Source organism: Aquimarina acroporae (assembly GCF_023195925.1).
Lineage (GTDB): Bacteria > Bacteroidota > Bacteroidia > Flavobacteriales > Flavobacteriaceae > Aquimarina > Aquimarina acroporae.
The window spans coordinates 42,833-66,373 of the sequence record NZ_JALPRE010000018.1 but is presented as its reverse complement, the minus strand read 5'-3'; the positions used below and the strand labels follow the sequence as shown (position 1 = coordinate 66,373).

The window sequence follows — 23,541 nt, the reverse complement described above, 5'->3', positions numbered from 1 at the left end:
AATTACGGTTTTACCGTAGATATTAACAAATTTATTCCTACAATGGTTAATAACTAAATCTAAAAAAAAAGAAGGTTTTACTTACATTGCACCCTCAATGAAACCAACTATAGTATTACTTCTTCTATGCACATGTCTGGGCTTTGGTCAAAGCAAAAAGGGGGCATTGTCTGATATTAAGAACAAATATCTTCTTATCAGAGAATTGGTGGATTCAAATGCATTAAGGGTACACCATACTGATTATTCTTGTGAGGAAACATCAGAGACGGGAGCCCTTACTTTCTATTACAATGGTACCGAACTAAAACATATCATACATACCTACACCAAAGGACATGTAAAATATAGGGATGAATTTTATATCTGGGATGACGAATTGTTTTTCCAATATGCCACTCATGATATCTGGTACAAAGATTATAAAAGAAAGAAAAACGGAAAACTTCAGTTGGTAAATGTTACCCTAACCCTAGAAGAGCGGTTTTACTTCAAAAACAGACAAATTCTTAAATGTCAATTTAAAGACTTTGAAAACCGCAGTGATAATCCCAAAAGAAAGACAACCGCATACGTTCGTAACAAAAATGTAGGATGCGAGGAAGCTAATAAAGCGTTAGAGAAGTATAGTATTTTACTTAAGTATCAAGACATTAACATTGAAAACGCATGTGATCTACCAAGAAGCATCACCAATAAAGAACCTCAAGATATCATCTATAATAAAGCAGGTTTTTAGATAGTACATAAATAGAGCTGTGTTATTTTTTTGCTAAAAAAAATACCGATTGGTATATTTTTTAATATATTTGAATTATAATTAATTTGATAATGTTAACTAAAGCAGAACAAACCAAAGAGTTTATTATTGAAACTGTGGCTCCAATTTTCAACAAAAATGGATATGCAGCGACTAGCTTAAGTGATATTACCAAAGCAACAGGGCTGACCAAGGGTGCTATTTATGGGAATTTTAAAAACAAAGAAGAATTGGCGATAGCAGCCTTTAGAGCAACTGAGAAGAAAATGCTTAGACGTATCGCAGATCATCAGTCTTTAAGCGCTTCTCCTATAGAACAATTATTTCTGGTAACCGATTTTTATAGAAATTATTACAATTACACACAAGAGATTGGAGGTTGCCCAGTAATTAATATGTCGGTAGATTCTAAACATCAAAATGATATATTGTTTGAATCTGCTAAGTTCTCTATAAACAAAATTCAAAATAACCTCGCTAAGCTTATTGAACTAGGAAAAGAAGCAGGTGAAATTAAAACAAATGTTCACGCCATGAAATACTCTAAAAGACTATACTGTATGATTACTGGAGCTATTTTTATGACACATACCATGGATGATAATGACTATATGTTAGACACTATGGACCAAATAGACCAAATGATTCACAAAGAATTAAAAAAATAATTTTTTTAACCAAAAATATACCGATTGGTATATTACTAAACAAATCGACATGGAATTATCAAAAGTATTAGAAAGTAAAGCCAAAATCAGATTTCAAGATTGTGATCCATTCAACCACCTTAACAATGCATCATACATCAACTACATGATTAATGCGAGAGAAGATCAGATCGAGAAACATTATCAGCTTGACATTTTTAAGTTAGCAAAAACACAAGGCATCAGCTGGGTTGTAGGATCCAATCAAATTGCCTATTTAAAACCTGCACTTGTAATGGAAGATGTAGTTATAGATTCACAATTGATTAGACATACTGAAAATCAGTTACACGTTGAAATAAGAATGTGGAATCATAACAAACAAGAATTAAAAGCAGTGATGTGGAGTACATTTATTCATTTCAATTTATTGAAACAGAAACGATGGAACCATCATGAGGAGCTTATGAAATTATTTCAAAGTGTAGTAAAACCTGTGGAAGCTAATAATTTTGAAGAAAGAATTTTACAATTAAAACCACAGAAAGTGTAACACTATCTATTTTCTACCGTCTTATATAAACATACAACCACTTAATGCCTGGCCATATGAAGTCTTCTGGTGATTTAGGATCTTCTCATAAAAAGAGAAGCTCATATATTTATATAGGATTTTTTATTATCGCTATTCTTTCAATGATCGTTGTGATTTGGAAAATGGGCATGTTAGACTAATTTTAAACCCTATGATGAGAGTTGTTACTATACTATCCATTTTCCTTATCTCTTTTGTTAGTACTGCACAAAACAATGATTCTGGAGCTAAAACCACTTATTTTTTCATTCGCCATGCCGAAAAAGTTACTTCGAATCCTAAGGATAGAAATCCTGAGTTAACCAAAGAAGGTATGCAAAGAGCATTAAAATGGGCCGAAGTACTTCAGGACACCAAGATTGACATGGTATTTAGTACAGATTATACCCGAACGAAAAACACAGCGAAACCCATTGCTGATTCTAAAAACCTTGAATTGACTATTTACGATCCTAGAAATTTATACAACTCAGATTTTCAAAAGCTTACCAAAGGAAAAACCTCAGTAATAGTTGGACATAGCAACACCACTCCAGCATTTGTAAATAAAATTCTTGGTGAAGAAAAATACCAAGGTATAGATGAATCGATTTATGGAAAAATGTTTATCGTTACTATAGAAAACGATGGCATAGTAGATATTCTTCTTACTATTAATTAGCAACATTCTTTCTCTACGTATACATATATATCCTCTAACTCAATTTTAGAAAGCAACTTAAGTTGCTTCTTTTCAAATAAAACATCAAGATCAGTTAATGATTTACTAAGATCGTCTGTTTTGTAATTATTATAATCTACAAAACGTATTCCGTTTACTACCCTTGGGTTGTAAGCTTCTCGAAATCTAATTCCGCCCCCATTTACTGCATATTTATAAGCCAAATAATCTATGGTGAAGTTTTCCTTATGAATCCAATACAAAAATTCATCATCATAATCTGTTCCGCCTCCCTCTTGATCAAAAGTAACTTTAACCTTATAATATTTTGTGCCTTTTATCTTAGATTCACCTACCAATTCTTTATTTACAGCCGGAGCATTAAGCCCATAAGGCAATCCTGCAAAATAATGTACCGAATTCACTCCATCACTAATTCTAGTTGTTAAAGAATCGGCCACTATAATTGGGCAATTTTCTATTGTTCTTTGTAAACCTGAATTACTAACCACATCATGGACAACACCACGCGGTCCTTCAACAAATCTTTCCAATCGATAAACACCTTCATCCCTTTTACTTCTATATTGCTTTCCTCTAAACGTAAAATGAATAATTGCTTGGTCATATCTAGCGCCACCAGAATTTTCTATGGCCTTATCTACAATGTTTTGGGCAGTAAACTGAGTCTCTGTCAAAGAAAATGCATAAACAATCACAAATGCACATGCGGCTAAAAAACTTTTCATATCCTCTCCTTTTTGGGATTAAAATTAAACTTTATACCTGCATTAGTTGTAACATTTTTGTTAAACTAACATGTGGTTATATTTTTACGACGTAATTATAAGATTTTCTTGTTGTTACAAAAATTGCAAATGTGACTGCCCAGCATTCTTTTTTAAATCTATTTTTTCAATTTCTAAAAAAAGATAATTATTTTGCATGTGTAAAGATCCCAAAATAACAAACCACATGAAACACATATTATTACTTTTAATCTGCCTCTATGCACATACTACATTTTGCCAAGATGAGGCTACTTACAATAAAACACTGGAAATATTTCAAGAAAACTTTAATGCTCAAAATGTTGATGCTGTTTTCAACTTGTATACTACTGAAATGCAAGAAGCTATGACAAAAGAAGGGATTACTCGTTTTGTAAATGGATGTTATACACAGTTTGGCAATTTAAAAAATCTAATATTTGTGGAAACCGCAGAAGGAGTTAACAGCTATACTGCAGAATTTGATAAAATTAGCTTGCTTATGGAAGTTCAGCTAAGTGCAGATGGAAAAATCGCAACTATCCAGTTTCAAGAACCTTAATGACTTTTTAAATAATCATGTTTGATTCGAAGCTTTCTTTACAGAAAGCTTTGTACTTTTGTAAGCCTTTTATTATCACAATGAATCCAAACAAAATCAACATATTAAATCGAAAAGCAAAATTCGAATATGAATTCCTTGACAAATACACTGCTGGAATAAAACTAGCAGGAACAGAAATTAAGGCAATTCGAGAAGGAAAAGCAAATATCGCCGAAAGCTTTTGTGAATTCAACAACAATGAACTTTTCGTTATCAACATGCATATTGAAGAATATTCGCATGCGACATATTTTAATCACAATCCAAAAAGTGAACGTAAGTTACTCCTGAATAAAAAAGAGCTCAGAAAACTTGAAAAAGAGGTAAAAAACACTGGGCTTACCATTATACCTACGCGATTGTTTATTAACGATCGTGGACTTGCCAAATTAGATATCGTTCTAGCTCGCGGTAAAAAAATGTATGACAAGCGAGAGACTATAAAAGATCGAGACAATAAAAGAGCCCTAGACAGAATCAAAAAGGACTTTAGATAATATACTCGTTCTTTAGTTCTTATTCTCTAAAAGGGGTACAAATCTAAACTCTCCAAACTCATGCTTTTCAAATTGGGTCTCACTTTTCCGAATAAATAATGTCATGATTTGAACATCTTCGCCTACTGGGATTACCAATCTACCATCAATTTCTAACTGACTTAATAATGATTTTGGCACATAAGGAGCTCCTGCTGTTACAATGATCGCTTTGTACGGGGCGTGCTCTACAAGTCCTTTATACCCATCACCAAACGAAAGATGTTTAGGTCTATAGCCCAATTTCGATAAAAACAACTTTGTCTTTTTAAATAACTCCTTCTGGCGTTCAATACTATACACTTTGGTTCCCAATTCACATAAAACCGCTGTTTGATATCCCGAACCTGTTCCTATTTCTAAAACTTTATCCCCATTTTTAACCTGTAATAGTTCAGACTGAAAAGCTACCGTGTAAGGTTGAGAAATCGTTTGATCTGCCGCTATAGGAAAAGCTTTATCCTGATAAGCATGATCTTCGAAGCTTGAATCCATAAACAAATGCCTGGGAATTTTATTGATTGCAGACAAAACGGCTTTATCTTTGATTCCTTTTTGGATCAAAACATCAACCAATTGTTTTCTTTGTCCTGCGTGTCTAAGGGTATCTTTCACTCTAATATGGGTTATTTAGCAGGCTAAAATTACGTAAACATTTTATCTGAATAAATTTTTTATGACAAAAAAATATCAACAAAAACACATTACCTTCACTATGATATTTTTATAAATTTCAAAAGAACTTATCATTTACTCCAATCTTATTAAATTTTAGCTTTTTAGATATAATTAGGATTTAGAATTTATAAATAATACTATTTTTGTGTAAAATATTGAATTATGCTCAAAGCCGGAGTACTCGGTGCGGGACACCTTGGTAAAATCCATTTACGTCTTCTTCAACAATCTGAAAATTATGAGCTGGTTGGTTTTTATGATGCCAGTGCGAAACAAGCTAAATCCATAGTAGACGAATATGGGTATACACTTTTTAATTCTATCGAAGAATTAATTGAGGCTGTAGATGTTGTTGATATCGTCACTCCTACGTTTGCTCATTTTGATGTTGCTAAAAAAGCAATAGAAGCAGGAAAACATGTTTTTATCGAAAAACCCATTACTAATACTGTAGAAGAGGCTGAAGAGCTAATTAAACTTGCCACCGCAAATAATGTAAAGGGACAAGTAGGACATGTTGAACGCTTCAACCCTGCATATACGGCGGTATCATCAAAAATTGACAACCCGATGTTTATCGAATCACATCGATTGGCAGAATTTAATCCCAGAGGAACAGATGTGCCTGTGGTGTTAGATTTAATGATTCATGATATCGATGCCATTCTTAGTGTCGTACATTCTGAAGTAAAACACATTAGTGCTAGTGGTGTATCTGTTATTAGTGAAACACCAGATATAGCAAATGCCAGAATCGAATTTGAAAATGGGTGTGTTGCCAATCTTACAGCGAGCCGTATTTCATTAAAAAACATGCGAAAGTCAAGGTTCTTTCAAAAAGATGCCTATATCTCTGTAGATTTCTTCGAGAAAAAATGCGAAGTCGTTAAAATGAAAGATGCCCCAGAACAACCAGATGATTTTGCCATGATTTTACAAAATGCAGAAGGCATAAAGAAACAAATTTACTTTGACAATCCTGATGTTCCTTCAAACAATGCTATTCTTGATGAATTAGATACTTTTGCGCAAGCGATCAAGAACGATACCACTCCAATTGTATCTCTAGAACAAGGTAAAAAAGCATTAGAAGTAGCTCTTAAAATCATAGCCTGTTTTAAACATTAAAAACTAAACTCACAATATACATTCAAATTCGCAATACATGAAAAACATAGCAGTAATTGGTGCAGGTACCATGGGTAATGGTATAGCTCATACTTTTGCTCAAAAAGGTTTTAAAGTACAACTCATAGATATTTCTCAGCAAGCTCTAGATAAAGGTTTGGCAACGATTACCAAAAATTTAGATAGAATGGTTGCTAAAGAAAAAATTACCGAAGCAGACAAAGAAGCAACTTTGGGCAATATATCTACTTACACCAACATAAAAGATGGTGTAGAATATGCTGGTCTTGTCGTTGAAGCTGCCACAGAAAATGTGGATTTAAAACTTAAGATTTTTAAAGATTTAAACAATGCTTGTCCAGAAGATACAATTTTAGCTACCAACACCTCCTCTATTTCTATTACTCAAATCGCAGCAGTAACAGATAGACCTGAAATGGTAATCGGAATGCATTTTATGAATCCGGTGCCAATCATGAAACTTGTAGAAATTATTCGTGGGTATAACACTTCTAACGAAGTTACCAATACCATTATGGAGATTTCTAAAGAATTAGGTAAAGTTCCTGTAGAAGTAAATGATTATCCTGGATTTGTAGCCAACAGAATACTAATGCCAATGATCAATGAATCTATTGAAACTTTGTATAATGGTGTAGCTGGAGTTACAGAAATTGATACGGTAATGAAATTAGGTATGGCACATCCAATGGGACCTTTGCAATTAGCAGATTTTATTGGGTTAGATGTTTGTCTTTCTATTCTGCATGTAATGTATGAAGGTTTTAAAAATCCAAAATACGCTCCATGCCCATTACTTGTTAATATGGTGCGTGCTGGAAAATTAGGAGTGAAAAGTGGAGAAGGTTTTTATGACTATTCCGAAACCAGAAAAGCAGAAAAGGTTGCTAAGCAATTTGCTTAAAGATTAGCTTTCGACATACATAAATTTTATATTTACAAGTTGGAGACAAACCTCCAACTTTTTTATTCGCAGTATTTAACAAAACAAACTATGACTATTAAAGCATTTACCCATCTTCTAATTTTCATATTCGTATTTTCTATTTTTTCCTGTAAACAGGAGAACAAAGAACAACAAAATAACGAATCCTCCTCACTCACATCAGGATATAAGGTAGAAGTTACCATGAAAAATACTCCTGATAGCACCTGGGTATTTTATGGAACCACTAAAAGTAAAGATTCTTTAATGGTTATGAATGAGAAGTTGGAATTTGAAGGTAAAATAGAAGAACCTCAATTTATTTTTATTCATACCAAAGATTATAATAATGGGGTTACCTATTTGTGGCTAGAAAATCAAAACATAACAGTCTCTATAGAGAATAGTAATCTCTACACAGCAAAAGTTGCAGGTGGTAAATCTCAAGAGGAGTTTGAAATACTCGCCGACAAAAAGAAAGTGTTGGAAAAAGAATATATGGAAGTCATAAAACCACTTCAGACAAATAGCGGCACCGAAAAATATCTGGACTCTCTAAGTCTAAGAAGTAAAGAAATATTGGATGAGCTAGGATCTATTGAAAAGAATTTTATTAAAGATTATCCAGACTCCTATGTAAGTGCACAAACATTGAGTTTGATGGGTACTACTTGGGATAAACAGGAAGTATCAAAATTGTACGAAGGACTTTCAGACAATATGAAAAACTCCAGTTATGGTTTATCTGTTAAAGAGTATCTCGCGATACCCAAAAAACCAAAAATTGGTAGTAAATATGTAGATTTCGAATTACCCGACACCAACGGCAAATCAATAAAACTTTCTGAAGTAGAAGGAAAATACATTTTAGTTGAATTTTGGGCTTCATGGTGTGGTCCCTGCAGAAAAGAAAATCCAAATCTAATCAAAACTTATAATCAATTTAAAGATAAAGGTTTTGAGATTTTAGGTGTATCACTTGATGGTAAAAAAGATAAATGGACAAAAGCTATTGAAACTGATAAATTGCCTTGGACCCAAGTAAGCGATCTTAAAGTCGTAAATTCTTATCCTGCCTTGGTGTATTCGGTTAATGTAATACCTTATAACTTTTTGATAGATCAACAAGGAATAATCATAGCCGAAAATCTTAGAGGGCCAGAACTAGACCATAAACTAAATGAACTATTTAATTAGTAAAGCATTGTATGGCAAAAATACTTCCTTTTAAAGCTGTTCGTCCCACCCGGGATAAAGTAAGTTTGGTGGCCTCCAGATCGTATCAAAGTTATACTGCCAATGAAAGAGATTCAAGGATGGATTATAATCCATACTCCTTTTTACATATTGTAAATCCTGGATATAAATATCACAAAGAAATTTCTGGTGAAGAACGATACAAATTAGTACGAAACAGATATCTCGAATTTAAAGAAGATGAAATCTTTGTACAAGACGATACCCCATGCTATTATGTGTATAAAATTGTAAATCGGGAACAAGAATCTTTTTGCGGTATCGTAGCTGCTACAAGTGCAGAAGATTATGAAAACAATGTTATCAAAATTCACGAAGACACTTTACAGCATCGCGAAAACACCTTTAAAGAATATCTCAAGACTGTTGGTTTTAATGCAGAACCTGTATTGCTAACTTATCCTGATAATAATACCATAGAAAAAATAATTGATCAAACCACAGCATTTAGATCAGAATATGAATTTACCACTACCTATCGGGACACTCATTATTTATGGAAGATAGACGATCAAACATCTATTGAAACAATACAAAAAGCATTTTCTAAGGTAAAGACAATTTATATCGCAGATGGCCATCATCGCTCGGCTTCCTCATATCTTTTGGCAAAAGATCTTAAGGAAAATAATCCACAACATACCGGAGAAGAGCCTTACAACCATTTTATGAGTTACCTTATTCCTGAGTCTGATTTAAAAATATATGAGTTTAATAGATTAGTAAAAGATCTTAATAGTTTAACCAAAGAGGAGTTTTTAATACGGCTTGACGAATGGTTTAGAATTGAAAATAGAGGTATCGAAGTCTATAAGCCTTCAAAACCTCATCATTTCAGCATGTATCTAGATGGTGAGTTTTACTCACTGTATCTTAGAAAAACTATATATAAATTCGATAATGCTTTAGAGGAATTAGATGCTCAAATACTTTATCAAACCGTACTCAAACCGATCTTAGGAATACTTGATCTTCGAACCGATACCAGAATTGAATATTCACATGGTAAAAATGACATTATTTCCGTAAAAAGTAAGATCGACAATAACGAATACCAAGTAGGTTTTGGGTTGTTTCCGGCATCAGTAATACAAATGAAAAAAATCGCAGACGCAGGTTTAAAAATGCCCCCTAAGAGTACCTATATAGAACCTAAATTACGAAGCGGTATTACCATTTACGAATTTTAGAACATCTAACACTATTCTTTCATCCTATCTAAGGCTCTAAGTAGTTTACATTAAGCAATATTACTTTATGGATTTTAGATATCTTTGCAAACTATGAATGACATTGAACAAAATCTTCAAAGCATAAGGGAATCAATCCCAAATGAGGTTACTCTGGTAGCCGTTTCCAAAACTAAACCAATAGAAGAATTAATGAAGGCCTACAGTGCTGGGCAACGGGTTTTTGGAGAAAACAAAATTCAAGAAATGACCGAGAAGTGGAGTAAAATGCCAAAAGACATCAGTTGGCATATGATTGGGCATGTACAAACCAACAAGGTAAAATATATGGCTCCCTTTGTAGATCTTATTCATGCGGTAGACAGCCTTAAATTATTAAAAGAGATTAATAAACAAGCAAAAAAATATGATCGAGTTATCGGTTGTTTGCTACAGATAAAAATTGCTGAAGAAGATAGCAAATTTGGACTTTCTACCGCAGATGCTGAACAAATTTTAGAATCCAAAGAGTTCGCTGAGTTATCCAATATTCGTATTCAAGGACTCATGGGAATGGCAACATTTACAGATGATCTTGACCAAATTAAAAATGAATTTAAGGTAATTAAGACTCTTTTCGATAAATTGCAACCTAAATACACTAATTTTCAAACACTTTCAATTGGCATGAGTGGTGATTATAAGACTGCCATTTCTAGCGGAAGTACAATGGTTAGGATTGGAAGTTCTATATTTGGAGCAAGAAATTATGTGTAACATAAAACTATTTTGATTAATACAAAAAAGAGCTACTGAATTTAATATGTACGCAATTTTAGATATAGAAACCACTGGTGGAAAATATAATGAGGAAGGGATTACCGAAATTGCTATATATAAATTTGACGGACAGAAAGTCGTAGATCAATTTATTTCTCTGGTGAATCCTGAGCGTCCCATACAACCTTTTGTAGCAAATCTTACTGGAATAAATAATGATATGCTACGAAACGCTCCAAAGTTTTATGAAGTAGCCAAACGAATTGTAGAAATTACTACCAACTGTGTAGTTGTAGCACATAATGCCAATTTTGATTATCGTATTCTAAGAACGGAATTTTCAAGATTAGGTTTTGATTTTGAACGACACTCTTTATGCACCGTAGAGCTTTCTAAAAAATTAATCCCAGATCAAAAATCATATAGTTTAGGAAAACTGGTACGAGGTCTAGGCATTCCTTTGTCAGATCGACATCGTGCCAATGGAGATGCACAAGCTACCGTTAAACTCTTCAAACTTTTGCTTACAAAAGACACAGAGAAAAATATTATTAGTGATACCGTGCGAGTTGATCCCAAAAAGCAAATAGATGATAAACTTCTACGACTTATAGAGCAAGCTCCTTCTGCAACTGGAGTATATTACATGCATCGTGAAAACGGAGACATCATCTACATTGGAAAAAGTAAAAACATCAAAAAAAGATTGAACCAGCATTTTACCAATGATAATAGAAAGTCACGTAAAATTCAAGAAGAAGTTGCCAGTGTATCTTTTGAAGTTACTGGTAGTGAACTCTTAGCCCTTCTAAAGGAAAGCGAAGAAATAAAACAAAATAAACCCAAATATAATAGAGCTTTAAGAAAAAGTATATTTGATCAGGCACTCTATCATTTTACTGATAAAAACGGATACATTAATCTTAAAGTAGAAAAAGCATCTACTAACAAAGTGAGCATAACTACCTTTACCAATAAGCAACAAGCAAAAAGCTTTTTACACCGTTGGACAGAGGAATTCAATCTATGCCAAAAGCTTGTAGGACTTGATAAAGGAAAAGGGAACTGTTTTCATCATACTATAAAACAATGTGAAGGCGCTTGTATTCAATCTGAAACACCCGAAGATTATAATAAAAGGGTGCAAAAACTTATCGATCAAAACTCCTTTATCAGTCTAAATATGATGATTATAGATCAGGGAAGGGATATTGACGAACAGGGGGTCATATTAATTGAAGAAGGAAAATTTAAGGGTTTTGGATATTTCAATCTTAATTATCAAATTAATAATATTGAAATCCTAAGGTCTATTATCACTCCTATGCAACATAATAGAGATGCCCAACATATTATACAAAGTTATATTCGCCAGAATAAAAAAATAAAGATTATTCCAATTCCCAAAGTTTAATTTTTAAGTTTTAGTACATTTATTGAAAACCATAAAGTTTGACCACAAAAACAGAACATAAAAACTGGAAAAACAAGTTGCACGAGATTATCTATGAAGCAGATACTCCTCTAGGAAAAGCATTTGATGTAGTCTTACTCATTCTCATTGTTTTAAGTATTATTTTCGTAATGCTAGAAAGTGTAAAAGGTTTACCTATCAAAACCTATGAATTTTTATACTATGCAGAATGGATTATTACGGTATTTTTTACGTTTGAGTATATTGCTAGAATTATTTCTATAAAACAACCCTCTCGTTATATATTTAGCTTTTACGGTATCATCGATCTATTATCTACCTTACCACTGTATTTATCTTTTTTTATTACCGGAACGAGCGCACTGCTAGCTGTAAGGGCATTAAGACTACTTAGAATCTTTAGAATCTTAAAGATTTCGAGATATATTGGTGAATCTAATCGTCTTGCCAAAGCCATCCGTGATAGTGGAGCAAAAATATCTGTCTTTCTGTTTGCTGTTCTAGTACTTTGCATTATCATGGGTAGTGTTATGTATTTAGTAGAAGGAGAAGAAAGTGGTTTTAGAAGCATCCCGATAAGTGTCTATTGGTGTATCGTAACATTAACCACCGTAGGATATGGAGATATTGCCCCCACTACTCCTTTAGGGCAATTTCTCGCGGCTATTATTATGATTATGGGTTACGGCATCATTGCTGTACCAACCGGTATCGTGAGTGCAGAATATGCCCAACAATCCAAAAAAGTACATCTAAATACTCAATCCTGCAGTAATTGCCATGAAACAGAGCACCAAGATGGTGCCAAATTCTGTCACAGATGTGGAGAAAGCCTATACAATGAATAACAACCTTATTGTAATTGTTGGACCAACTGCTATTGGAAAAACAAGTTTAAGTATAAAATTAGCACAGCATTTCAAATGCGAAATAGTTTCAGCAGATAGTCGGCAATTCTATAAAGAGATGTATGTAGGAACTGCAGTGCCATCTCCAGATGAACTTAAAGCAGCACCCCATCACTTCATACAACATAAAAGTATTAAGGATGCTTATAATGTTGGAGATTTTGAAAAAGAAGCTCTGGAAAAGTTAAATGATCTTTTTAAAACCAATCAATATGCAATTTTAATTGGTGGATCAGGTTTGTATATAGATGCCGTAATCAAAGGATTAGATTATTTCCCAGAGGTAGATGCTTCGATAAGAATGAAGCTCCAAAAAGAACTAGAAAACAAAGGAATTTCCTTTTTACAAGAACAACTAAAAACCCTGGATCCTACATACTACAAAATTGTTGATCTTCAAAACCCACATAGAGTAATGAGGGCATTAGAGATATGCATAGGCAGTGGAAAACCTTACTCTTCATTTATCACATCTACACAGAAGAACAGACCTTTTAATTGCATCAAAATTGGTATTACCGCAGATAGACAAACTATATATGACCGAATTAACCAAAGAGTTGATATAATGATCCAACAAGGTCTTATTGAAGAGGTAAAATCATTATATCCAAATAAGGATTTAAACGCGCTAAATACGGTTGGATACAAAGAAGTATTTAATTATTTAAACAACGCCTGGGAAAAGGATTTCGCTATCTCAGAGATTAAAAAGAATACCAGAAGATTTGCCAAAAGACAACTCACCTGGTTCAAAAAGGATAGTGAAATTGAATGGTTTGATTACCTAGAAAATATTACAAACATTATCAATCATGTACAAAAAAAAACACTATGATTATAGTCTCATAGTGTCTTTAATTTAGTATGGTTACCGTTATTGTTAAAGTCTGTCCTATCCTTCTTCTCCTCTTACTACTAATCTAAATCCTTCTCCATGGATATTTAGGATTTCTACATTTTCATCCTTTTTGAGATACTTTCTTAATTTTGCAATGTAAACATCCATACTTCTAGAAGTAAAGTAATTGTCATCTCTCCATATTTTGGTTAACGCCAATTCTCTTGGCATTAAATCATTGAGATGTAAAGCTAATAAACGAAGTAACTCATTTTCTTTTGGAGATAATTTGATAGGGTCTTCTTCTTTGAAAGTTAAGAATCTGAGTTTAGAGTTTAAGTGAAAACCTCCTATTTTAAACTCAAACTGTTTACTATCTGCAACTGATTCTGTACTTTTTCGTTGCATTATAGCTTGTATTTTCATTAATAGCACTTCACTATCAAAAGGTTTATTTAAGTAGTCATCGGCTCCTACTTTATATCCCTTTAATACATCTTCTTTCATCGCTTTTGCGGTCAAAAAGATAATTGGTATTTCTTCGTTTTTATCCCTAATCTCTTTGGCTAGGGTAAATCCGTCTTTATAAGGCATCATAACATCAAGGATACACATATCATAGTCATCCTTTTTAAATTTTTCGAAGCCTTCCATACCATTTTTAGCATGCACTACATCATAATCATTCATTACTAGATAATCCTTTAACACGGTTCCGAAGTTTGGATCATCTTCTACAAGCAAAATCTTTTTGTTTTCTGTTTCCATATTTTATGATATTAACGGTAATTTAATTATAAATGTGGAGCCTTTTCCCCTTTCGCTCTCCACCCATATCTGACCATGGTGGTCGTCAATTATTCTTTTTACGTATGTTAACCCTAAACCATGACCTTTTACATTATGAAGATCTCCTGTGTGTTCTCTAAAAAACTTCTCAAAAATCTTCTTCTGTGCCACTTTACCCATACCAATACCTTGGTCACGAATCTTAAGGACAATACTATTTTTTACGTTTTCAGTATAAATATCTATTTTAGGTTCTTTCTCAGAATATTTTATCGCATTATCTAAAACATTTACCACCACATTGGTTAAATGGCTATCATTTGCCAATACAGTTGTTTTAAGCGCACCTAAATGTGTTTTTATATACCCTTCTCTATTTTCCACAATTAAAGATACATGTGTCACAGCATCTTCTATAATATCATGCAGTTCTTGCCTGTCTTTTTTGATATTAAGTTCGTTTTTCTCTAATTGCGAAATTCTCAATACATTTTCAACTTGAGCGTGCATACGTTTGTTCTCTTCACGTATCATGCTCATATAACGCTGAACTTTTTCCTGATCACCCGAAATTTTAGGGTTTTTCACAGCGTCTAATGCTAAATTTATTGTAGCAATAGGTGTTTTAAGTTCATGTGTCATATTGTTAATAAAATCGGTTTTAATTTGCGATATCTGCCTCTGCTGCATCAATTGTGATAAAGCACTTGAATACGCTACCACAATAATCAAAGTGAATATTATAGACAATATGGCCATACCTTTAATAGTCGATAAGACATACTGTTTCTTACCAGTGAAATTCACAAACAATTGATATTCACTAGCTCCTTGATCATCTACAAATAATGGTATTGCATATGTAGCAGGGTGATCTAAACTAAAATCTTCAGAACGTACTTTTGTAGCTAATGATTTGCTATAAATAGCATATTCAAAACCTACTTTTATATCTCTTTCTTCGAGTTCTTTTTTCAGTAGATACTCAACTTCTTTCTTTTTTACCCTTCTATGAATTGGGATAAAACTAGCTATCTCACCAATTACAATTTCATAGTCTTTTCTTTGAAGATCGGTTAACCCTTTTATTCTTCTTTCTAATTTAGACTTAGAATCGAGTTTTAAACCTCCTCCTGTTTCCTCTTCAATTGCGCTATCTACATTACGGTTTAAAATATTTTTTAACTTAACCGTATCTATATTAAAATTTATGAACGAAGAGAACAACTTAGAATCTTCATCCAAAATATCATTGGCATAACCAAATGATTTAGTTGAATTGTCGATACTAATATTTAAGAGCTGTCTTATTGTTCTATTATCAGGTTCTTCTATACTATCCAGAATTTCCCTTAAAGGAAAAAACATTTCTTCAAATTCTCGATACTGAATCCCATTGGATACTGAAATTAGAATTTGTTTGGCATTATAAGAGAACTGCTCTTCATTATTCTCTACTGTGTTATTAATCCAATATCCCTGAACGAAAATAATCCCGATCAGTGACAAACTCATAAGGATTATCAGCAATACGAATAACCTTTTGTTCATAGATCAAAAGTAAGACTTTAACATTTAGCTACTTTACGGTTTAACCAAATGTTAACAAAATGAAGGATTAGGATTACACGGATCTTTAGAAGACAACTCTCTATGAATGCTACTTACTTGATTTTCAGTTTTTTCAATATCTATATTAGGTACAATATAGTCGGCCAAAGGAATTTTTTGATCATCCTCCCATTGGTTATTCATCCTAGAAATGACCTCTTCTCTGGTGGTTTTATCTCTATCGAGAACTCTAAGTATTCTTATTTCCTTGGGAGCTGTAACCAAGATTGTGAAATCACACTGCTTATATCCTTCGTTTTCAAAGAGAATTGCAGCTTCTTTTATCACATATTTACTTTTTTGCTTCTCTTTCCAGGCCATAAAATGACGTGCTACTGCAGGATGAACAATTGCGTTTAATTTATCTAATTGTTCTGCATTATTAAAAACAATACCTGCAATATAATTCCGATTAAGCTGTCCGTCGATATAGGCGTTACTTCCAAATAAATCTATAATTTGTTTTTTTAGAATTTCATCGGTGTTCATCAATTTTTTTGCTTCAACATCTGCAATATATACAGGAATCCCGAGTGTACTAAACATTTTTGCCACGGTAGATTTTCCACTTCCTATTCCTCCTGTTAGACCAACAACTATCATAACATTACCCTTTATTTAAGTACCACAAATTGAATCTGCTTTTCTTGCAAACGAACATCATGAATAGCAGTGGGTTTATTTGTAAGTTCCAAAGTCAGAAAAGCACTCTCTTCTGAAGCTTTTGCATAATCTGCAACTACTCTAAAGTCCCTCTCACTGATTTCATTATACTTATCTAACCCTACTCGGTAGACCACAGAAATTTCTTTTGGAAATATTTTAATCTCAACCCCTTCCGGAACATTATTCAAAGTAATAGGGATTTTTTGGCTGCCTTCGGTAAATTTACTTACCAAAACACTAGCTTGTACTGTGCCTGGACTTACTGTTATATTGGTCGGCAGCTGTTCGATATCAAGTTCGAGTTCTGAAACATAATTTAGATTAAGTCCTTCTAGATCCAGTAATTTTGTTGAAATACTTTCAATGGTATCTACAACTTTTAAAGCTCCACTTATTAATACAGAATCTGGAGTTACTTCAACCCCCTTATCGCTACCATAACCCACAGCATATTGAATGTTATGATTAATTTTGATAGGAATTTTCTTTTCTTGATTAATATCTAATCGTAATCGTATTGTGTCTTTTTTTAATGCTAAAACCCTACCTTGAAAATCTAATTTACTTTTTAAGATGGATGATTCTTTATTTACATAAAAAAGATACTCCTCGTCTTCATTTATAATGGCGTCTTCTACATTAAATTCTAGTACTGGTTCTTTCCAATTATGATTTATAAGCCGGAATCCATTACCATTTAATGTCATTCTTAATGTTTGATCACTATCTTCATTAAATATTTTACCTTCAGGAATATTGGTATAGCGCACACCAACTTCTACTTCTTTAGTATAGTTTTTTGAAAATTGAATCAACAGCCATAAAATGGAAGTAAAAACCAGGAAAAATAAAAAGGTCTTTACATTGGTTCTTTTAAAAGAAAAGGGTTTTCTTTTTCTACTAGACATAACGATTACTTTGAGAAAAACAATGCTGGGAATTGTTTTTCTGGATCTCTTTTCAATAGATGAATATAATAATAAGATTTAAAGAATCCTTTTCCATATCCGTAAAATTGAATAAAAACAGCCAAAATAGATTGCAAAGCAATAGATATACTTCTATAGGTAAACAGCGCTCCAATAAAAATCAAAACGAAATACACCCCTAAAAAAGCAGCAAAATACCACCATCCACAAAACACAGTGACCAAAGCAAACAATATATAGCATAAAAACATTGAAGGTAACCAATATGTTAGCTTTGCGGTTTCGGGGTGCCATTTATTTAAAATAGGACGTACCAGACCAAACTTATGGACCTGAATATGAAATTTTCTCCAGGAAATTCTTCTTTTATGAAACACTATTGCATCTGGAATTAACGCTGTATCATATCCTAATTTCCATAGTCTTATGGTAAGATCGGGATCTTCTCCAGGATGTATTTGACCAAAACCTTGCGAAGATTTAAAAGCATCCTTAGACAAGCCCATATTGAAACTTCTGGGCTGAAACTTTCCCATCGTATTTTTTCTACCTCTTATACCTCCGGTAGTAAGGTATGAAGTCATACTATAACTAATAGCTTTTTGCAAATTTGAGAAACTTTTATGAGCATCATCTGGCCCTCCAAAACAATGCACAAAGTTTCTAGACAAAAATTCATCAACCTTGGACAAGTAATCCTCTGGTAAAATCACATCACTATCAAGAATAATAAAATAGTTACCTTTTGCTTTACTCATCCCGTAATTACGAGAATCTCCAGGTCCTGTATTCTTTTTATAGTAATAGCTTATAGATAACTTATTTTGATACTTTTCTATAACTCTTTCTGAAGTATCTGAAGATCCGTCTTCTACAATTACAATTTCAAATGGTTTATTATAATTCAACACCATCATACTTTGTAACAATTCGTCTATTTCTACAGGACGATTATATACCGGAACTATAAAAGAGAAATTTAGCTGCATTTTATCTATGAAAAGACTAATCAAATAAAAATCCCATTATAACTATTAATGGGATTTTTAAAGATAACTTTATTTAGTACTTTTTATTTTTCTTCTACAAACTTATCCATCACCATTTGGCTTACCCCCATATTTGAGAAGCCACCATCATGATATAAGTTTTGTAAAGTTACTTTTTTAGTAAGATCTGAGAATAAGGTAACCGTATAGTCGGCACATTCATCTGCAGTAGCATTTCCTAATGGAGACATCTTATCTGCATATTCTATAAAACCATCGAATCCTTTTACTCCTTTACCAGCAGTAGTAGGTGTAGGCGATTGAGAAATTGTATTTACACGAACTTTTTTATCTCTTCCGAAAAAATACCCAAAACTACGCCCGATAGATTCTAAATATGCTTTATTATCTGCCATATCATTATAATCAGGAAACACACGCTGCGCAGCCATGTAAGTAAGAGCAACAATACTACCCCACTCATTCATAGCATCCTTCTTGTATAAAGTTTGCATAGTCTTATGAAAAGAAAGTGCAGATACATCCCATCCTTTTTCACTCCAGCTATAATTTAAATCTGTATAGTGACGTCCTTTTCTTACGTTTACAGACATTCCTATAGAGTGTAAAACAAAATCTATTTTGCCTCCCAAAATTTCCATTGATTTTTCTACTAGATTTTCTAAGTCTTCTAGCGAAGTAGCATCTGCAGGTATAACCTGAGAATTGGTTTTTTCTGCCAACTCGTTGATCGCTCCCATTCTCATAGCAACAGGGGCATTGGTAAGAACAAAACTCCCACCTTCTTCAAAAACTCTTTCGGCAGTTTTCCAGGCAATTGAACTATCGTCAAGTGCTCCAAAAATAATTCCTCTTTTACCTTTTAATAAATTGTGTGACATTTAGATGTAAATTAAAGTATGGTTATACGAGCGGTAAAGATAACAAAACCCTATTAATAGCTACACAAGAAAACAAATTTTAGGGCAATCCTTAAATTGACCTTTAGTTTAATAATGCAACAGAGACTTAGCATGAGTCAAAGCAGTATCTGAAATATCTTTACCCCCTATCATTTCGGCAATTTCTCGTACTCGTTCTTCCTTAGACAACAACTTGAGCTGTGTAACTGTAGTATCGTTTATATCTTCTTTAAAAACTTTGTATTGACTTTGGCCATTGGCAGCTATTTGAGGTAAGTGAGTAATGCTAAACACCTGCAAATTGGAACTCATATTCAACATAAGATCTGCCATTTTATGTGCTATTTCACCAGAAACCCCGGTATCGATTTCATCAAAAATAATGGTTGGCAATTGCGTATACCTAGAAAGAATAGTTTTAATAGCCAACATAATTCGAGATAGCTCTCCTCCCGAAGCTACTTTCCTAAGTTCTCCAAAACTCCCTCCTTTATTTGCTGAAAAAAGAAATTCTAGTACTTCCTTTCCATTCGAGAAATATTGCTCTCGCATTTTTACTGAAGCCTGAAAAGTAGCATTAGGCATTCCCAAAGCTTTAAGAATTTCCTCTAACTCCACTATCAATGCAGGTAGTGCCTTTTCTCTTTTCTTATGAATTTTAACAGCTACCTCATCTAATCGATCTTTGGTTGATTGAATTTCTGTCTTAAGTTTTTCAATATCTTCTGAAAGCGATTCTGTCTTCGAAACCTTTTGTTGCAACTCTTCTTTCAATTCTATCAACTCCTCAATTCCTGATGCACTATGCTTTACCTGAAGATTATGTAATAATTGAAGTCTTTGATTGGTCTCTTCCAATTTTTGTGGATCAGCTTCCAATTTTTCTAGTTCATCGACCAATGCCGTATGCACATCTTCTAATTCTATTGCTATACTTGCTACACGACCCGAAAGCTCTTTCAACGATCCAGAATACAATTCAATTTTAGACAGGCTTGCTTTTACCGTGTTTAATTGATCTGATATCCCAATATCTTCTGAAGAAACCATACCAATTGCACTTGACAATCGTTCCTGTATTTCCTCTATGTTATTAAGTTTTTCATATTGCTCTTCGACCTCTTCAAGCTCTCCCGGTTTTAGTTTTGCATCCTCAAGCTCTTTTAAAAGAAACGAATTATAATCATATTCTTTGGTGAAGTTTTCTTGGTTAGCAATTAATTGCTGCACCTCTTTTTCCTTTTGCTTAAGGATACGAAGTCCTCTCTTGTACGACTCTACTTCTCTATGAGTTTCTGCCAAAGCATCAAGCACTGTAAACTGAAAATCATTACTAGTTACTTCTAACGTTTGGTGTTGACTGTGAATATCTATAAGTTTTTCTCCAAGAGCCGCCAATGATTGCAACGTTACTGGAGTATCGTTTACAAACGCACGTGATTTACCTGATGGTAAAATCTCACGCCTTATTATAGTTTCATCTTCATAATCTAAAACTTCTTCTTCAAAAAGCTCCTGTAGTTTATATTGCTGTATAAGAAACTCTCCTTCTATAATACATTTTTGAGAACTATCTTTTACACTACTTAAATCTGCTCGTTTACCAAGTAACAAACCTAGTGCTCCTAGTAATAAAGATTTACCTGCTCCTGTTTCTCCGGTAATTGTTGTTAAACCAGAATCAAAAGAAACTTGTAATTGTTCTATTAACGCAAAGTTTTTTATAGAAAGTCCTCTTAACAAAAGGTAGAAAAATTTTAAAGTTCGAAGTGGTAAAGATAATATAGTTTACAAAAGAATGTATTCGCTTGTTTCTAATTTTTTAAAACTTTATATCTTTCCAATTATCTCTGTAGGTGGGTGCAATTTTATTTAATACCTGAATTGTATCTGCAATATTTACTGATGGTCCTCCTGACAATATACTAGAAACCTCTACTGCTTTAGCGTCAAAAAAGACTCTCATAATAAAAGAATTAGGTCTCACACTATGTAGCTTTTCCAAAGTTTTCATAGCTTTAGTGATCACTTGTTTTCCCTGCTTTACATTATTATGCATCACGTCTAACCCTTCTCTATGATAGGTATACATTGCCTCTCTATACCCATCGAAGGTTCCAGAAAGTAAATCATCGTTAAGTCGAAATCTAGACTGTAAACCATCTGCCGGATTCCAACCAAGCGCATTGCTACTTTGGGCATTTCCAACTATATTTTTAGCTTCTTGGTAATAACTAGTTCCTCCGTTAAGTTCGAAAGTATCTGCATCAACACCAAGAATAGTATATAGATAATAAGATACTACGGAGATTAGGTTAGACTCGAAATTATTCGGATTATAATTCAAAGGTTGAAATTCGAGATAATTAAAATTAAATTGACGATCATTAACATTCAAGATCGTAGTAGAATAGTTAGAACCATATACCGGACGCGAAGCCTGTACCTGAACTGTTGCAGTAAACGCATCGTTATCATACCCAACTATGGTTACAAAAAAACTGCAGTCTATTCTCTCTTCTGTTCTATAATCAACTGTCGTCCAAACCGTATTATTGATAAATTCTGTCAATGATCTTTCTAAGGTCTTAAAAACTTGTAAATTGGGATTTCCTGTCTGCTCTGCATTAACAACAACAGTCGCATTAAATTCCTGACCATAAATGGTACTCCCAAAAACAAGCAGCAGTAAAAGAAGGAATTTATTCATCTTTTTTAAGTTGATTAATTGTATCGAATATATCTTTGGCAACCTCAGATTTTGTTTTTAGTTCAAACGCTTTAATTTCTAATTTATGATTAATCAAGGTTACTTTATTTGTTTGTCCTTTAAAACCTGCTCCTTTATCATTGAGAGAATTAAGAACTATCAAATCTAAGTTTTTCTTCTTTAATTTACCTATTGCGTTCTCCTTTTCATTTTCTGTTTCTAAAGCAAAGCCTACCAAAAATTGATTTTTCTTTTCTGCACCCATCCACTTTAGGATATCTTTGGTTCTTTCTAATTCAATAGAAAATTCAGTATCGGCTTTTTTTATCTTTTGATCTGAAACATGCTTTGGTCTGTAATCTGCCACCGCAGCAGAAGCAATAGCAATGTCACAATTTTCATAACGTTCTATCACCGCTTGATACATATCCTCTGCACTAACCACAGGAATAACATCAATCAAACCATGACTTACCGTTAAAGATGAAGGACCGAGAACCAAATATACTTGTGCTCCCAGGTTTGCTGCAGTTAAGGCCAATTCGATTCCCATTTTACCGCTTGAATGATTCCCTATAAATCGAACTGGATCTATAGCCTCATAAGTTGGCCCTGCAGTAATAAGAACTGTTTGTCCTTTTAAAGGAAGTTTTTCTAAAATATCTTTTTCGAGAAAATCAATAATATTTTCTGGTTCTGCCATACGTCCTTGACCTACCAATCCACTCGCTAGCTCTCCAGATTCCGCAGGAATCATGATATTTCCAAATTCCTGAAGTTTTTCAAACGTTTCATGAGTAGATGGATGATTATACATATCAAGATCCATCGCAGGTGCAAAGTACACCGGACATTTAGCCGAAAGATATGTTGCCAACAGTAAGTTATCACTGTTACCACTTGCCATTTTAGACAAGGTATTGGCAGTAGCTGGAGCAATGAGCATAACATCTGCCCAAAGACCAAGCTCTACATGATTGTTCCATAAGGCGTTTTCATCTTCTTCATCAAAGAAAGAAGATACTACCGGATTTTTTGATAATGTTGAAAGGGTAAGTGGTGTTACAAAGTCTTTGGCAGCGGGTGTCATCACCACTTTCACTTCGGCTCCAGACTTTATAAAAAGTCTGACCAAAGAAGCTGTTTTATATGCAGCAATACCAGCGGTAACACCTAATAAAATCTTTTTACCGCTTAAAATCGACATAA

Annotated in this window: 25 protein-coding genes; 14 read left to right on the top strand and 11 right to left on the bottom strand. The window is 33.4% G+C overall.

What is annotated here, in order from left to right; all coding sequences use genetic code 11:
• Positions 1-97 precede the first annotated feature (97 nt).
• The 4 genes from M0D21_RS20775 to M0D21_RS20760 all read left to right on the top strand — a co-directional run bounded on the left by M0D21_RS20775 (position 98) and on the right by M0D21_RS20760 (position 2,663).
• Complete coding sequence (locus M0D21_RS20775) at positions 98-739, top strand: hypothetical protein (RefSeq protein WP_248333089.1); 642 nt, start codon at positions 98-100, stop codon at positions 737-739.
• Between the two features lie 92 nt (positions 740-831).
• A complete protein-coding gene (locus M0D21_RS20770; RefSeq protein WP_248333087.1) occupies positions 832-1,428 on the top strand; it encodes a TetR/AcrR family transcriptional regulator in 597 nt (198 codons plus the stop codon).
• Between the two features lie 49 nt (positions 1,429-1,477).
• A complete protein-coding gene (locus tag M0D21_RS20765) occupies positions 1,478-1,960 on the top strand; it encodes an acyl-CoA thioesterase (protein ID WP_248333086.1) in 483 nt (160 codons plus the stop codon).
• A gap of 193 nt (positions 1,961-2,153) precedes the next feature.
• Positions 2,154-2,663 carry a SixA phosphatase family protein gene (locus tag M0D21_RS20760; RefSeq protein ID WP_248333084.1) on the top strand — a complete coding sequence of 170 codons (510 nt, stop codon included), beginning with the start codon at positions 2,154-2,156 and terminating at the stop codon, positions 2,661-2,663.
• Here M0D21_RS20760 and M0D21_RS20755 read toward each other — a convergent pair.
• Positions 2,660-3,412 (bottom strand): DUF6503 family protein, encoded by a 753-nt coding sequence (locus M0D21_RS20755; protein ID WP_248333082.1) that lies wholly within the window; start codon positions 3,410-3,412, stop codon positions 2,660-2,662. The two genes, M0D21_RS20760 and M0D21_RS20755, sit on opposite strands and share 4 nt — an antisense overlap.
• A gap of 226 nt (positions 3,413-3,638) precedes the next feature.
• Between M0D21_RS20755 and M0D21_RS20750 the strand changes: the two genes are divergently transcribed.
• Both M0D21_RS20750 and smpB read left to right on the top strand, forming a co-directional pair.
• Entirely contained in the window at positions 3,639-3,995 is a 357-nt protein-coding gene (locus M0D21_RS20750; protein ID WP_248333080.1) for a DUF3887 domain-containing protein, read from the top strand.
• An 80-nt stretch (positions 3,996-4,075) separates the two neighbouring features.
• A complete protein-coding gene (smpB, locus tag M0D21_RS20745; protein WP_248333078.1) occupies positions 4,076-4,534 on the top strand; it encodes an SsrA-binding protein SmpB in 459 nt (152 codons plus the stop codon).
• A 12-nt stretch (positions 4,535-4,546) separates the two neighbouring features.
• Here the strand turns inward: smpB and M0D21_RS20740 are convergent, their stop codons facing one another.
• A complete protein-coding gene (locus M0D21_RS20740) occupies positions 4,547-5,188 on the bottom strand; it encodes a protein-L-isoaspartate(D-aspartate) O-methyltransferase (RefSeq protein WP_248333076.1) in 642 nt (213 codons plus the stop codon).
• A 225-nt stretch (positions 5,189-5,413) separates the two neighbouring features.
• On the opposite strand from M0D21_RS20740, the gene M0D21_RS20735 reads away from it, so the two are divergent.
• The 8 genes from M0D21_RS20735 to miaA all read left to right on the top strand — a co-directional run bounded on the left by M0D21_RS20735 (position 5,414) and on the right by miaA (position 13,712).
• Entirely contained in the window at positions 5,414-6,379 is a 966-nt protein-coding gene (locus M0D21_RS20735; protein ID WP_248333074.1) for a Gfo/Idh/MocA family protein, read from the top strand.
• Between the two features lie 37 nt (positions 6,380-6,416).
• The gene (locus M0D21_RS20730) at positions 6,417-7,304 is read left to right on the top strand and encodes a 3-hydroxybutyryl-CoA dehydrogenase (protein WP_248333072.1); all 888 of its coding nucleotides are present in this window, start codon (positions 6,417-6,419) and stop codon (positions 7,302-7,304) included.
• 90 nt (positions 7,305-7,394) lie between these two features.
• Complete coding sequence (locus tag M0D21_RS20725) at positions 7,395-8,522, top strand: TlpA disulfide reductase family protein (RefSeq protein ID WP_248333070.1); 1,128 nt, start codon at positions 7,395-7,397, stop codon at positions 8,520-8,522.
• An 11-nt stretch (positions 8,523-8,533) separates the two neighbouring features.
• On the top strand, positions 8,534-9,772 hold the full coding sequence (locus M0D21_RS20720; protein ID WP_248333068.1) for a DUF1015 domain-containing protein: 1,239 nt from the start codon (positions 8,534-8,536) through the stop codon (positions 9,770-9,772).
• A 93-nt stretch (positions 9,773-9,865) separates the two neighbouring features.
• The gene (locus tag M0D21_RS20715; RefSeq protein ID WP_248333066.1) at positions 9,866-10,528 is read left to right on the top strand and encodes a YggS family pyridoxal phosphate-dependent enzyme; all 663 of its coding nucleotides are present in this window, start codon (positions 9,866-9,868) and stop codon (positions 10,526-10,528) included.
• A 46-nt stretch (positions 10,529-10,574) separates the two neighbouring features.
• Entirely contained in the window at positions 10,575-11,945 is a 1,371-nt protein-coding gene (locus M0D21_RS20710; protein ID WP_248333063.1) for an exonuclease domain-containing protein, read from the top strand.
• Positions 11,946-11,983: 38 nt separating this feature from the next.
• Positions 11,984-12,814: an ion transporter gene (locus tag M0D21_RS20705; RefSeq protein WP_248333062.1), complete on the top strand. Its 831-nt coding sequence runs from the start codon at positions 11,984-11,986 to the stop codon at positions 12,812-12,814.
• Entirely contained in the window at positions 12,807-13,712 is a 906-nt protein-coding gene (gene miaA / locus M0D21_RS20700) for a tRNA (adenosine(37)-N6)-dimethylallyltransferase MiaA (RefSeq protein WP_248333184.1), read from the top strand. Before M0D21_RS20705 ends, miaA begins: the two co-directional genes overlap by 8 nt.
• 57 nt (positions 13,713-13,769) lie before the next feature.
• On the opposite strand, the gene M0D21_RS20695 is transcribed toward miaA, so the two are convergent.
• From M0D21_RS20695 to coaBC, 9 genes are all read right to left on the bottom strand, one after another.
• Positions 13,770-14,483 (bottom strand): response regulator transcription factor, encoded by a 714-nt coding sequence (locus tag M0D21_RS20695; RefSeq protein WP_248333060.1) that lies wholly within the window; start codon positions 14,481-14,483, stop codon positions 13,770-13,772.
• 3 nt (positions 14,484-14,486) lie between these two features.
• The gene (locus tag M0D21_RS20690; protein WP_248333058.1) at positions 14,487-16,055 is read right to left on the bottom strand and encodes a sensor histidine kinase; all 1,569 of its coding nucleotides are present in this window, start codon (positions 16,053-16,055) and stop codon (positions 14,487-14,489) included.
• Positions 16,056-16,106: 51 nt separating this feature from the next.
• Positions 16,107-16,718, bottom strand: coding sequence for a dephospho-CoA kinase (gene coaE, locus M0D21_RS20685; RefSeq protein WP_248333057.1), 612 nt, complete (start codon positions 16,716-16,718; stop codon positions 16,107-16,109).
• Positions 16,719-16,729: 11 nt separating this feature from the next.
• A complete protein-coding gene (locus M0D21_RS20680; protein WP_248333055.1) occupies positions 16,730-17,689 on the bottom strand; it encodes a CdaR family protein in 960 nt (319 codons plus the stop codon).
• Between the two features lie 5 nt (positions 17,690-17,694).
• Complete coding sequence (locus M0D21_RS20675; RefSeq protein WP_248333053.1) at positions 17,695-18,699, bottom strand: glycosyltransferase; 1,005 nt, start codon at positions 18,697-18,699, stop codon at positions 17,695-17,697.
• Between the two features lie 83 nt (positions 18,700-18,782).
• The gene (locus tag M0D21_RS20670) at positions 18,783-19,601 is read right to left on the bottom strand and encodes an enoyl-ACP reductase FabI (protein WP_248333051.1); all 819 of its coding nucleotides are present in this window, start codon (positions 19,599-19,601) and stop codon (positions 18,783-18,785) included.
• A gap of 108 nt (positions 19,602-19,709) precedes the next feature.
• The gene (recN, locus tag M0D21_RS20665; protein ID WP_248333049.1) at positions 19,710-21,365 is read right to left on the bottom strand and encodes a DNA repair protein RecN; all 1,656 of its coding nucleotides are present in this window, start codon (positions 21,363-21,365) and stop codon (positions 19,710-19,712) included.
• Between the two features lie 79 nt (positions 21,366-21,444).
• Complete coding sequence (gene porD / locus M0D21_RS20660) at positions 21,445-22,332, bottom strand: type IX secretion system protein PorD (protein ID WP_248333047.1); 888 nt, start codon at positions 22,330-22,332, stop codon at positions 21,445-21,447.
• Positions 22,325-23,539 carry a bifunctional phosphopantothenoylcysteine decarboxylase/phosphopantothenate--cysteine ligase CoaBC gene (coaBC, locus tag M0D21_RS20655; protein ID WP_248333046.1) on the bottom strand — a complete coding sequence of 405 codons (1,215 nt, stop codon included), beginning with the start codon at positions 23,537-23,539 and terminating at the stop codon, positions 22,325-22,327. Before coaBC ends, porD begins: the two co-directional genes overlap by 8 nt.
• Positions 23,540-23,541: the final 2 nt, after the last annotated feature.